7 protein-coding genes are annotated in these 12120 nt (G+C 71.1%); 3 read left to right on the top strand and 4 right to left on the bottom strand.

Annotated features, from left to right (window positions below):
* Positions 1 to 91 precede the first annotated feature (91 nt).
* Genes ispG through dxr form a run of 3 tightly spaced genes read right to left on the bottom strand, consistent with a single transcriptional unit; the run spans position 92 to position 3753 of the window.
* The gene (ispG, locus tag ACTMTJ_RS07125) at positions 92 to 1261 is read right to left on the bottom strand and encodes a flavodoxin-dependent (E)-4-hydroxy-3-methylbut-2-enyl-diphosphate synthase (RefSeq protein WP_441215299.1); all 1170 of its coding nucleotides are present in this window, start codon (positions 1259 to 1261) and stop codon (positions 92 to 94) included.
* Positions 1262 to 1273: 12 nt separating this feature from the next.
* The gene (locus ACTMTJ_RS07120) at positions 1274 to 2554 is read right to left on the bottom strand and encodes a M50 family metallopeptidase (protein ID WP_441215298.1); all 1281 of its coding nucleotides are present in this window, start codon (positions 2552 to 2554) and stop codon (positions 1274 to 1276) included.
* The gene (dxr, locus tag ACTMTJ_RS07115) at positions 2551 to 3753 is read right to left on the bottom strand and encodes a 1-deoxy-D-xylulose-5-phosphate reductoisomerase (RefSeq protein ID WP_441215297.1); all 1203 of its coding nucleotides are present in this window, start codon (positions 3751 to 3753) and stop codon (positions 2551 to 2553) included. Before dxr ends, ACTMTJ_RS07120 begins: the two co-directional genes overlap by 4 nt.
* A 189-nt stretch (positions 3754 to 3942) precedes the next feature.
* Here dxr and ACTMTJ_RS07110 point away from each other — a divergent pair, with 189 nt between their 5' ends.
* Both ACTMTJ_RS07110 and ACTMTJ_RS07105 read left to right on the top strand, forming a co-directional pair.
* Positions 3943 to 6288: an NB-ARC domain-containing protein gene (locus tag ACTMTJ_RS07110; RefSeq protein WP_441215296.1), complete on the top strand. Its 2346-nt coding sequence runs from the start codon at positions 3943 to 3945 to the stop codon at positions 6286 to 6288.
* A gap of 101 nt (positions 6289 to 6389) precedes the next feature.
* Entirely contained in the window at positions 6390 to 8954 is a 2565-nt protein-coding gene (locus ACTMTJ_RS07105) for an NB-ARC domain-containing protein (protein ID WP_441215295.1), read from the top strand.
* Between the two features lie 191 nt (positions 8955 to 9145).
* On the opposite strand, the gene ACTMTJ_RS07100 is transcribed toward ACTMTJ_RS07105, so the two are convergent.
* Positions 9146 to 11257: an MMPL family transporter gene (locus ACTMTJ_RS07100; protein ID WP_441215294.1), complete on the bottom strand. Its 2112-nt coding sequence runs from the start codon at positions 11255 to 11257 to the stop codon at positions 9146 to 9148.
* 151 nt (positions 11258 to 11408) lie between these two features.
* On the opposite strand from ACTMTJ_RS07100, the gene ACTMTJ_RS07095 reads away from it, so the two are divergent.
* Entirely contained in the window at positions 11409 to 12116 is a 708-nt protein-coding gene (locus tag ACTMTJ_RS07095) for a TetR/AcrR family transcriptional regulator (protein ID WP_441215293.1), read from the top strand.
* The last annotated feature ends 4 nt before the right edge of the window (positions 12117 to 12120 follow it).

Genomic DNA, 12120 nt, shown 5'->3' with positions numbered 1-12120 from the left:
ACCAGGATCCGGATGAGGGAGCTGAAGTGGCATGTGCCAAAGGCTACCTACGCCTCTGACATCGCTATATTCATTTTCTCGCTCAATGTCCTCAGTGGACGGTGACGGTGGGGCCCATCAGCTCGCGCAGCTCATCGGGGAGCTCGGCGCCCATCGAGTCGGCCAGCTTGAGCGCCTCCTCGATGAGCGTCTCCACGATCTGCGACTCCGGCACGGTCTTGATGACCTCGCCCTTTACGAAGATCTGGCCCTTGCCGTTGCCGGACGCGACGCCGAGGTCGGCCTCGCGGGCCTCGCCGGGGCCGTTGACGACGCAGCCCATCACGGCCACACGCAGCGGCACCGGCAGCCCCTCGAGGCCGGCGGTGACCTGCTCGGCCAGCGTGTACACGTCGACCTGCGCGCGACCGCAGGACGGGCAGGAGACGATCTCCAGGCCGCGTTCGCGCAGGCCCAGGGACTCGAGGATGGCGTTGCCGACCTTGATCTCCTCGACCGGTGGCGCGGAGAGGGAGACGCGGATGGTGTCGCCGATGCCCTCGGCCAGCAGCGCGCCGAACGCGACCGCCGACTTGACCGTGCCCTGGAACGCCGGGCCAGCCTCGGTCACGCCCAGGTGCAGCGGGTAGTCGCACTGCTCGGCGAGTTGGCGGTAGGCGCGGATCATCACGACCGGGTCGTTGTGCTTGACCGAGATCTTGATGTCGCGGAAGCCGTGCTCCTCGAAGAGCGAGCACTCCCACAGCGCCGACTCGACCAGCGCCTCGGCGGTGGCCTTGCCGTGCTTGGCCATCAGCCGCTTGTCGAGCGAGCCGGCGTTGACGCCGATGCGGATCGGCACCTTCGCGTCGGCCGCCGCGCGCGCGATCTCGGCCACCTTGTCGTCGAACGCCTTGATGTTGCCCGGGTTGACCCGCACCGCCGCGCAGCCCGCGTCGATCGCCGCGAACACGTACCTGGGCTGGAAGTGGATGTCGGCGATGACCGGGATCTGCGACTTCTTCGCGATGGCCGGCAGCGCCGCCACGTCGTCGGCCGAGGGCACCGCCACCCGCACGATCTGGCAGCCCGCCGCGGTGAGCTCGGCGATCTGCTGGAGCGTCGCGTTGACGTCGGCGGTGAGCGTGGTGGTCATCGACTGCACCGACACCGGCGCACCGCCGCCCACCGGCACCGAGCCCACCATGATCTGCCGCGACGTGCGGCGCGGCGCCAGCGGTGGCGGTGGCACCGCGGGCATGCCCAGGGATACGGCGGTCATGCGAGTCTCACCTCAGAAGGGCAGCTGGATCGGGTTGACGATATCGGCGGCGACGGTCAGCAGGGTGAACCCGCCGAAGATCAGAATCACCACGTAGGTGACCGGCATGAGCTTGAAGTAGTCGACCCGCCCCGGGTCGGGCCGGCCCAGCCGCGCGTACAGCCAGGAGCGCACCCGCTCGAACCAGGCGATCGCGATGTGCCCGCCGTCGAGCGGGAGCAGCGGCAGCAGGTTGAAGATGCCGATGAAGAAGTTGAGCGCGGCCAGCAGCAGGATGAACGTCGGCCACTCGCCGCGGTCGAAGAGCTCGCCGCCGATGCGGCTGGCGCCCACCACGCTGATCGGCGTCTCCGGATCGCGCTCCTCCCCGGTCAGCGCGTTCCACAGTGCGGGCACCTTCTCCGGGAAGCGCTTGAGCGCGCTGAACGTGCCCTCGAACATCACACCGGTCTGCTCGACGGCCTTGCCGACGCCGTCGATCGGACCGGCCGCGGTGCGCGGGATCTCCGGTGTGATGCCCAGCATGCCGACCTTCTCCAGGTCGGCGGGGGTGATGTCGCTGGCCGAGCGGTCCGGGTCGTCGCGGATCACCTGCTGCTTGACCCGCTCGGCGACCGGCAGCAGGACCGACTTGGTCTCGGTGGTGCCGCCGCGCTCGTAGGTGATGGTGACCTGCTGGCCACCGGAAGCGCGGATCTTGGTGGTCAGCGCGTCCCACCCGCGGATCTCCTGCCCGTTGAGGGCGGTGATGGTGTCGCCGGGCTGGAGGCCGAGCGTGACCGCGGCGCTGTCCGGGTCGACGCCCTTCTCGCAGGTGCGCTCACGCTGCGTGGCCGGGTCGACACTCCACTGCTGCTCGACGCAGGGCGAGATGCTCGCGATCGTGACCGGCTGGCTCTGGAGCTTGGTCTCGTCGTTGAGCGGGACGAAGGAGAAGAGGCCCCACAGGATCAGGACGCCGAGCGCGAAGTGGGTGAGCGACCCGGCGCTCATCACGATCGTGCGCTTCCACACCGGGTAGCGCCACATCGCGCGCGGCTGGTCCTCGGGCGCGACGTCGTCGTCCTGCGGCGTCATCCCGACGATCTTCACGAACGCGCCGGCCGGGATGGCCTTCAGCCCGTACTCGACTTCCTTGCGCTTGAACGCGAACAGGGTCGGTCCGAAGCCTACGAAGAACCGGGTGACCTTCATCCCGAACATCCGCGCCGTGCCCATATGTCCGGCCTCGTGCAGGGCGACGGAGATCAAGATACCCAGCGCGAACAGGAGAATCCCGAAGATCTCCATCAAGCTCCTTCACCGATGATCCGCTGGGCGTGTGATCGCGCCCAGTCCTCCGCCGCGAGGACGTCCTCGACGGTACCTGGTTCGGCGAAGTCAGGAGCCTCGTCCAGTACCCGTTCGAGCGTTTCAACCATCCCCAGGAATGGCAGCCGGCCGGCCACGAAGGCCGCAACGCACTCCTCGTTGGCCGCGTTGTAGAGGGCCGGGCGGCACCGGCCCGCCGCACCCGCCTCCTTGGCCAGCCGCACCGCCGGGAAGGCCGCGTCGTCGAGCGGCGTGAACTCCCACGCGTGCGCCTTCGTCCAGTCGACCGCGGGCGCCGCGCCGGGCACCCGGTCGGGCCACCCGAGGGCCAGCGCGATCGGCAGCCGCATGTCGGGCGGGCTGGCCTGGGCGATCGTCGACCCGTCGACGAACTCCACCATCGAGTGGATGACCGACTGCGGATGGACCATGACCTCGATCGCGTCGTATCCGATCCCGAAGAGCTCGTGCGTCTCGATCACCTCGAGCCCCTTGTTGACCAGCGTGGCCGAGTTGATCGTCACGACCGGCCCCATCTGCCACGTCGGGTGTGCCAGGGCCTCCGCCGGTGTGACCTCGGTCAACTCCTCGCGCCGCCGGCCGCGGAACGGCCCGCCGCTCGCCGTCAGCACCAGCCGCCGCACCTCGCCGGCCGAGCCGCCGCGCAGGCACTGGGCCAGCGCCGAGTGCTCCGAGTCGACCGGCACGATCTGCCCCGGCCGCGTCACCGCCGCCTTGACGAGGGGGCCGCCGGCCACGAGCGACTCCTTGTTGGCCAGCGCGAGGGTACGGCCGGCGTGCAGCGCGGCCAGCGTCGGCGCGAGCCCGAGGGAGCCGACCACGCCGTTGAGCACCACATCGCACGACCACTCGGCCAGCTCCGTCATCGCGTCCGGCCCGGCCAAGATCTTGGGGATACGGAAGTCGCCCGTGGCGTATCCCCGGCGGGACGCCTCGGCGTAGAACGCGAGCTGAAGGTCCTGGACGGCGGACGCCTTGGCCACGCCGACCGCCTCCACGCCCAGCTCCAGCGCCTGGGTCGCGAGCTGCTCGACATTGCCGCCGCCGGCGCCGACGGCCACGACCCGGAAGCGGTCGGGGTTGCGCCGGACGATGTCGATCGCCTGCGTACCGATCGACCCGGTCGAGCCGAGGAGGACGATCTCGCGGGGGGAGGTCACCCGGCCATTGTCGCCGACCCCGACGGCCGGCAGGCGACCGGTCTCCTAATCGCACCTGATCGGAATACAAGGTCCGTGTCAACCGATCAGACAAAGGCACGACATTCACCGCCGGCCGGCCATAATTCGCGCGAGAATCGCAGGACTTGCGTTCGTCGGCCACCATGAGTCCAGCCAAACAGGAGGTTGATGGCTCGCATGGTGAATGATCACAAAACTAGCGGGGCGCGACACCAGAGCTGGCGATGGGCGATCCTCTTCGTCGTTGGTGTCGCCGATTTGGCCTTAATGATCGTGACAGCCGCACCGCTCATTCGCGTGATCGCCGCGGCGCTGTTAGGCGTCATTATCGGGATCTTGGTGCGGAGCATTCGAGGACCGGCGGGCGGCACCGTCACCACGCCGGAGCCGGGCCCGTCACCGCAGCGGCCTTCCGGTTCCACGTTCGTCATCCCGTCGGAATTGCCGCCACCGCCGGACATTTTTCACGGCCGAGACGATGAGATTTCCATGATGATGGGGGCCCTTCAGGCCCAGACATCGCAACGCTGCACGGTGATCGTCCTGCATGGTGAGGCGGGCATCGGAAAAACGACATTGGCCATCCAATTCGCCTACCTCGTAGCCGACAGATTTCCCGATGGCAAGCTCTTCGGCCCTTTTCCACACGTCGGTGACGGCCGCACCGCCGTGCTCACGAGCTTCGTAAAGGGACTCCGCGGGCCGGGTGACCAGGCGACGCCGGTGGGTGACGCGCTGGCCGCGCAGTACGCGGCACTCACCCACGGCCGCCGGGTGCTCGTCATCATGGACGACGTCGGCGAGGTGGAAGACATCCGGCAGCTTCTGCCCACCGGGCCGGGCTGCGCCGTCATCACCTGCCGTCACCCGCTCCCGGAGCTGGAGTCAGACCTCCAGATGGCGGTGCCGCCGCTCGACAAGACCAGCGGCATCGCCCTGCTCAGCAGCATCGTCGGGGCGGAGCGGGTGGCCGCGGCGCCGCAGGCGGCGGGGCGGATCGTCGGGCTGGTCAGATACCATCCGCTCGCACTCCGCCTGGCCGGCGCGTCGCTCAGCCGCCGGCCGCACTGGAGTCTCGACCAGGTGGTCGAAAAGCTGGCGAACCGATCGTCGACCGCGCTGACACACACCGACTTCGCCGGCGCGCTCGACCTGAGCTACGGGCTGCTCACCACCGACGAGCGCCGCGCGCTCCGCCAGCTCGGGCTCCGGGAGGAGCTGAGCTTCGCGCCGTGGATGCTCGCCGCTCTGCTCGGCGACGAGTACGACGAAGACACCGTCTGGCGGATCACCGACCGGCTGGCCGAGGCCGGGCTCGTCATCAGGTCCACTGTGGACACCGCCGGCCTGACCACGTTTCGGATCCTCGAACACGTCCACCGGTACGCGCGGGCGCGCCTGCTCGCGGAGACCACCGAGGAGCAGCGGCAGAAGAGCATCCACGCGCTCCGGCGGGCCCAGTCGATCCGCACCGAGCAGACCGTCGGTGCCGACCTGCTCGAAGACATCTACGTCGTCCGGGACGGCGGCGACCTCAACAGGGCGATGGACATGATCCTCGCCGCCCTCGCCCTCGCCCGCGAAAACGGCGACCGCGGCGGCGAAGGCCTGGCGCTGGCGACGCTCGCCGAGTTCAAGGCCGAGCTGGGAAACGTCGCCGAGGCCACCGAGCTGGCCGACGCCGCCCTGCGGATGGAGCACCCGTTCGGCCGGATCCGCGCGCTGCGCTGCCACGCCCTCATCGAGCGCCGGCGGCGCCAGATCCCCGCCGCGCTCGGCCACCTCGACCACGCGCTGTCCATCCTCTCCGCCGGTGACGCGTCGTGGAGCGCAACGCAGGAGCGGGTGCGGATCCTGCGCGAGCGGGCCATCGCCCACGCGTTCGGCGCGCGCCCCCGCGACGGCTTCGCCGACCTCGACCTCGTCGACGAGATCGTCGGGCGGGCGGGGCAGGGCCGGCTACTGCGGGCCGGGGCCTGCTGGGCGCGGGGAGCGTTCCTCGATCTCACCGACGACCATCCCGGCGCGGAGCGGATGCTTGCCGAGGGCCGGCGAGTCGCCGAGGACCTCGGCCAGCGGTGGTGGTTGGCATGGCTGGCGCACGCCGAGGCCCGCCTCGCCCTCGAGGTGGGCCAGGTCCGAAAGTGCCGCGGGTGGGCCGATACGGCGATCGACCTGTTCGCCTCGATGCAGGACCGGTACGGCGCGGCACAGTGCCGCCTGTTGCTGGGCAAGGCCTACCTCCGTGAACGCCGCACCGTCGAGGCGTCCGCCCCACTGGAAGAGGCGCTGCACACGCTGCGCGACTGCGAAGACGAGCACCTTGAGGCCCTCACACTCAAGGAGCTCGCGGAGGTCCGGCTCGTCCAGGAGCGGTTCGACGACGCGATCGAGATGTTGCGGACGGCCGATCGCTCGCTGCACGACCTCGGCGACCTGCTCGAGCAGGGCATGGTCCAGCACCGGCTGCACGAGCTACTCGACAGCCCGGCGACCACCTACCGGCAAGCATGATCTCAACCCTCTGAGGATTGCGCATGGCGAAGCGGGGCTGGCGATTCCGGTGGCCGGTTTGGCTTTCGGGACAGCCAAACCGGCGGCGAGTCAAGGTCGCGGTGGCGGCTGCGATGCTCGGCGTCGCGGCCGGCACCGGCGTCGTCACGGGCGGCGCGCCATGGCCGCTGCTCCTCGCCGTCACCGCGTTCACCGCGGTGGGCACGATCCTGGTCACCGAGGCGCCGCACAACACGCTTCCGCCGGTACCGGATCTCCCCGCTCTCGATCCGGCCGCGGCTGCCGCCCCGGCGCGGCAGCCCGACCTGCCAAAGCCGCGCATGCTGCCGGAGCGCCAAGTGGCGTTCAGGGGGCGCGCGGAGGAGCTCGCCCAGCTGTTGCACCACCACGCGACCGGCCGGGCACAGCGTGACGCCCGCCCGATCGATGATCCCGGTGCGGCCGGCGCTCAGCTGATCACGCTGCACGGCCGGCCGGGCGTCGGTAAGACGGCGCTCGCCGACGAGTTCGCGCACCGCATCGCCGACCAGTACCCGGACGGCCAGCTTTACGCGACGCTCGGCAGTGCCGGCCATCCGCGGCCGCCGGGCGAGGTTCTCAAGATCTTCCTCGCCGCGCTCGGCCGCACCGAGGGGTTGCCGCGGCGCACCGAGGATCGGCTCAAGATGTTCCGTTCCCTCCTCGCCGGGCGGCGGGTCCTCGTCGTGCTCGACGCCGCCCGAAACGCCGACCAGGTGCGCCAGCTGCTGCCCACGGCGCCCGGCTGCACGGTCATCGTCACCAGCCGGCGCGATCTCGGGCTGTCGCTCTACGCCCGCGGCGCCTCGATGCCGGTCGACGTGCCGTCGGCGGTCGAAGCGGCGGAGATCCTGCGCACCGCGGCGCGTACGTCACCGTACGAGCAGCCCGTCTGTACCGCGGAGATCGTGCACTTCGTGGGCCGGCTGCCGCTGGCGCTCCGGGCGGCGGGTGAGCAGGCGGCGGAGGGCGGGCAGCAGCTGTGCGGGATGGCGCGCATCCTCCGCAACGAGCAGGGCCGGCTCGGGCAGCTCCAGTTTCGCGGTCTCGACGTGCGGGGACGCATCGCCAGCGAGTACCGGAAGCTGACCGACCGGGAGAAGGAAGCCTTCCACCTGCTCGCCATGGTCGAGTCGGCGACCTTCCAGCCGTGGGTGCTGGCGGCGCTCATCGACGTCGACGTCCTGGAGGCCGAAAACCTGGTGGCCCAGCTCTGCGCCGCCCAGCTCGTCGACGTGGCCCACCAGGATTCGTCCGGCCCGGCCCGATACCACTTCCACCCGCTCGTCCGCCTCTACGCCCGGGAGCAGCTCGCCGAGCGGGTGCCGGCGCGGGAGCAGCAGGCGGCGCGCGACCGCATGCACGAGGCGCACCTCCAGGTGGTGCGCGGCAGCGGTGGCGGCCTGCGGTACGTGGCCGCGGAGTACGCGAGCCTGATCGACGCCATCGACACCGCCGCCGCGAACGGCGACTGGGCGGCCTGCTGGTGGATCGGCTCCCTGCTCGGTGACTGCGTGCCGTACGACCTGGACCCGGAGCGGTGCCTGCGCGCGTTCAAGACGTGCGCCGAGGCCGCGGAGCAGCTGGGTGACGAAGACGCCCGCGTGGCCGTGGCGGTGGCGCGCGGGAGCTACCTGGTGAGCATCGAGCGCTACGACGAAGGCATCGCCGCGCTCGAAGAGGTCACCCAACAGCCCGGGAGCGAAGAGCTGATCATCCGCGCGCACCGCCGGATCTCCGAGGCCTACCTCCAGGCGGCCGCCTACGCCGACGCGCGCAGGAGCCTCGAACGCACCGCGAAGCTGATCAGGCGCACGACGGACGCGCACGCCGACCCGTACGTCGCCACCGAACTCGCCATGCTCAAGGTGCTGAAGGCCGAGATGCAGGCGGCCACCGACGCGACCCGCTGGCGCACGGACCGCCCGTACCAGGACGTGCAGGCAGCAAACGACGACCGGGTCCGCTACCGCATCCAGGTCAACCTCTCCGAGGTGGCCAGCCGGCGGCGCGACTGGCAGGCGGCGCTGGACCACCTCGGCCTCGCGTCGCTGGCGGAGCGCGAAAACGCGCGGCGCGTGGCCTCCGTGGCGTACCGCACCGCCCGGGTGAAGCTCGCGGCCGCGCGACACCTAAGAGGCGACGAAGGCGACCGGCTGGCGCAGGAGGCCGTCGACCTCGCCGCGGAGGCCGTGCTGACCTTCCGGCGGATCAACAACGAGGTCGGCGAGATCAGGGCCCGCTGCATGCTGGCGCGCGCCCTGACCCGTGGCCGCCAGTTGGAGGAGGCCGGCGCACAGATCCGCCTCGCCAGCCAGGCGCTGCCGGACATCCGCGGCGCGGCCTGCGCCATCGGCCCGCTCGAGGCGCGGATCAAACGGGCCGAGGGCGAGCTGCTGATCGACCAGGGCAGCTACGCCGCGGCGATCAGCGTCCTGCGCCGCGCCGAGCAGCTCTTCGACGAAAACCGCGACGTGCTGTCGAAGGCCGAGACGCGCCGCCTGCTCGGCCGGGCATACCGGCAGATCAGCCACATCAGCGAGGCGGCCGACATGCTCTGGTACGCCGCGGACGAGTACCGCCGGGCGGGCGACCACGTCACGTTCGGCGAGATCTGCGCCGAGATCGCGGCGATCGTCGGCCGCTGACCCCGCCCGCCCGCTCGTCCTCGAGAGGGCAGCCCTGTCACTGTCTGGGCGGGTATACGGGACCCCTGCTGGGAACTCACGCCCAAGAGGACTGCCCTCTTGGGGCTCGGGGGCTCGGCGCGCGGAGGTGGCCCCGCGCGGCGGTCCGCAACTGGCGCGGGCCCGGGCAAATCAGCCTCGTAACCGACAGATCAGGAGCGACTGGCGGGTTCTGGTTCGCGGACGGGTTGGGGGGCTTCGGTTTCCCTGAGGCCGTAGCGGCTGTAGACGCGGCCGAGCGGACCCGGTGCCCACCAGTTCCAGCGGCCGAGCAGCCGCATCGTCGCCGGGACCAGCAGCGCGCGGACCAGCGTCGCGTCTACCACGATGGCGACGATCATGCCGATGCCGATCAGCTTGATGAACATGATGCCGCCGGTCGCGAAGCCGGCCACCACCACGATGAGCAGCAGTGCGGCGGCGGTGATGATGCGGCCGGTGCGGGCCAGGCCGTGTGCCACCGAAGCGGTGTTGTTCCCGGTGCGGTCCCACTCCTCGCGTACCCGGGACAGCAGGAACACCTCGTAGTCCGTCGCGAGTCCGAAGAGGACGGCCAGCATGAGGATCGGGTTGCTCGGCTCGATGAACCCGGTCGGCGTGAAGCCCAGCAGGTCGGCGAGGTGCCCGTCCTGGAAGACCCAGACCACCACGCCGAACGAGGCGCCGATCGAGACGAGGTTCATGAGCACCGCCTTGATCGGCAGCACCACCGAGCCGAACGCGAGGAACAGCAGCACCAGCGTGGCCGACGCCATGATCAGGGCCATCCACGGCAGGCGTGAGGCGAGGCTGGAGATGAGGTCGAGGTCGGCGGCGGTGCGGCCGGTGACCAGCACCTCGGCGGCCGCCGGCCCGGGTAGGTCGCGGATCGTGCGGACCGCGTCCTGGGCCACCTGGCCGGTGGACTCGCCGGTGTACGTCGCCGAGAGCAGCGTCGAGTCGCCGCGGTTGGCGGTCACCTGTACGCCGGTCACGCCCGGCACCTGGCCGACCCGCTCGGCGAACTGCCGCGCCGCGGCCTCCGGCGCACCCGAGACCAGCACCTCGATCGGCCCGACCGTGCCGCCCGGGAACCCGGTGGCCAGCCGGTCGGCGACCACCCGCGGCTCGCTGCCGGCGGGCAGCACCCGCTCGTCGAAGCCGCCGAACTCCATGCGGACCGCCGGCGCCGCGAAGACGGCGAGGATCGCGACCACGCCGACCGCGTAGAGCCAGGGGCGGCGCATCACGCTGCGGGCGACGCGGGCCCAGCCGTCGCCGTGCGTGGCGGTCCGCCGGCGCCATGGCATGGGGATACGCAGCGCGTTGACCCGGGGACCGAGCACGGCGAGCAGCGCGGGCAGCACGGTCAGCGCGCCGAGCATCGCCACGAGCACCGCGGCCACGCCACCGAAGCCCATCGAGCGGAGGAACACCTGCGGGTAGATCAGCAGGCTGGCCAGCGCGAGTGCGATCGTGAGGCCGGAGACCATCACGGTGCGGCCGGCGGTGGTCATCGTCCGCTGGATCGCGGCCGGGGTGTCGTGCCCGGCCGCCAGCTCCTCGCGGAAGCGGCTCACCACGAAGAGCGCGTAGTCGATCGCCATGCCGAGGCCGATCAGCGTGATCACGTTGATCGCGAAGACCGAGACGTCGGTGGCGAGGGTGAGCAGGCGGATCGCCACGAACGCGCCAAGGATCGCCAGGCCGCCGATCAGCAGCGGCATGCCGGCCGCGACGAGCCCGCCGAAGATCACGACGAGCAGCACGAGGAGTACCGGCAGGGAGATCGTCTCCGCGCGTACCAGGTCGCGCTCGGTCTGGTGGTTCGCCTCGTAGAGGAACGGCACCGTGCCGCCCGCGTCGGTGGTCACGCCGGGCGCGTCGAGGGCCGGCTCCACCCGCTCGTACGCGGCGGTCTTGTCATCCGGCTCGACGGCCCGCAGCTGCACCACCGCGTACGTCGCGTGGCGGTCGGCCGAGACGAGGTTGGGCGCCTGCGTGTCGTACCAGCTGGTCACGCTCGCCACCTCGGGCAGCCCGCGGAGCGCGGTGAGCGTGGTGGTGACCGGGTCGCGGAAGGCCGGCTGGTCCACGGTGGTGCTGTCGCTGGAGTACAGGACGAGCACGTCGACGTCCTGGTTGCCGAGCTCGGCGATGATCCGGTCGCGTGCCTTCGTCGACTCGCTCGCGGGGTCGTCGAAGCCGCCGCCGGTCACCTTGCCGAACACCCCGGCGCCCCAGGTCAGGCCCACCACGACGAGCACCGCGGCCGCCGCGAGCACCGCCCACCTCAGCCGGACGACTGTCCTTCCCCACCACGCGAACATCGCTTTCCCCCACCGCGCAACAGCTACGCTGTAATAGCCGATCAGTCAGGTGAACGGTGTTAACTATCGCAATCGCCGTTTGCTGGCGTCAAGGGGGTTCGCGGGCATGACGACTTCGTCACCCACGCGTCGGGAGCGTCTGCGGTCCGCGACCGTCTCCGAGATCAAGGCGGGGGCGCGGCGGCTGCTCGTGGCGGGCGGGCCGCAGGCCATCTCACTGCGCCAGATCGCCCGCGACATGGGCATGACCGCGCCGGCCATCTACCGCTACTTCCCCAGCCTCGAAGCGCTGGTCCTCGCACTCGCCGAAGACCTGATGGAGGAGGTCGCGGGCGTGGTGGCCGCGGCCAGCGAGGCGGCGGGCGACGACCCCGGCCGGCAGCTCGCCGCGATGGCCCGCGCGTACCGCGCCTGGGCGGTCGGCCACCCGGTCGAGTTCGGCCTGGTCTTCGGCGCGCCGGTCCCAGGCGTCGGCCACCTCGGTCTCGAGTGCCTGCCGGACGACCCGGGCGCCGACCTCGGCCGCCCCTACCTGGAGGCGTTTCTCCGGCTGTGGCAGCGCCAGCCGTGGCCGACGCCCCCGCGCGAGTACATGCTGGAGCACCTCGGCCCCCACCTCGGCCCGCTGCGCGAGGCACACGGCGACCTGCCGATCGAGGTCGCGTACACGTTCCTGTCCGGTTGGGCGCGGCTCTACGGCATGGTCGCGATGGAGGTCTTCCAGCAGCTGCGCTGGGCGCTGACCGACCCGGAGGCGCTCTTCGAGGCCGAGATCGTCCAGTTCCTCAGCCAGGTCGGCGCTCTACCCGACTAACGTG

The organism is Phytohabitans sp. LJ34, assembly GCF_052068095.1.
In the GTDB taxonomy this organism is placed as follows: Bacteria; Actinomycetota; Actinomycetes; order Mycobacteriales; family Micromonosporaceae; genus Phytohabitans.
The sequence above is the reverse complement of the archived record's forward strand: the minus strand, read 5'-3'. Positions and strand labels throughout refer to the sequence as shown.

Excerpts from the sequence above, each read along its gene's own strand:
- ispG (WP_441215299.1), bottom strand. The coding sequence starts at position 1,261 with ATGACCGCCGTATCCCTGGGCATGCCCGCGGTGCCACCGCCACCGCTG.
- ACTMTJ_RS07110 (WP_441215296.1), top strand. The coding sequence starts at position 3,943 with ATGGCTCGCATGGTGAATGATCACAAAACTAGCGGGGCGCGACACCAG.
- ACTMTJ_RS07095 (WP_441215293.1), top strand. The coding sequence starts at position 11,409 with ATGACGACTTCGTCACCCACGCGTCGGGAGCGTCTGCGGTCCGCGACC.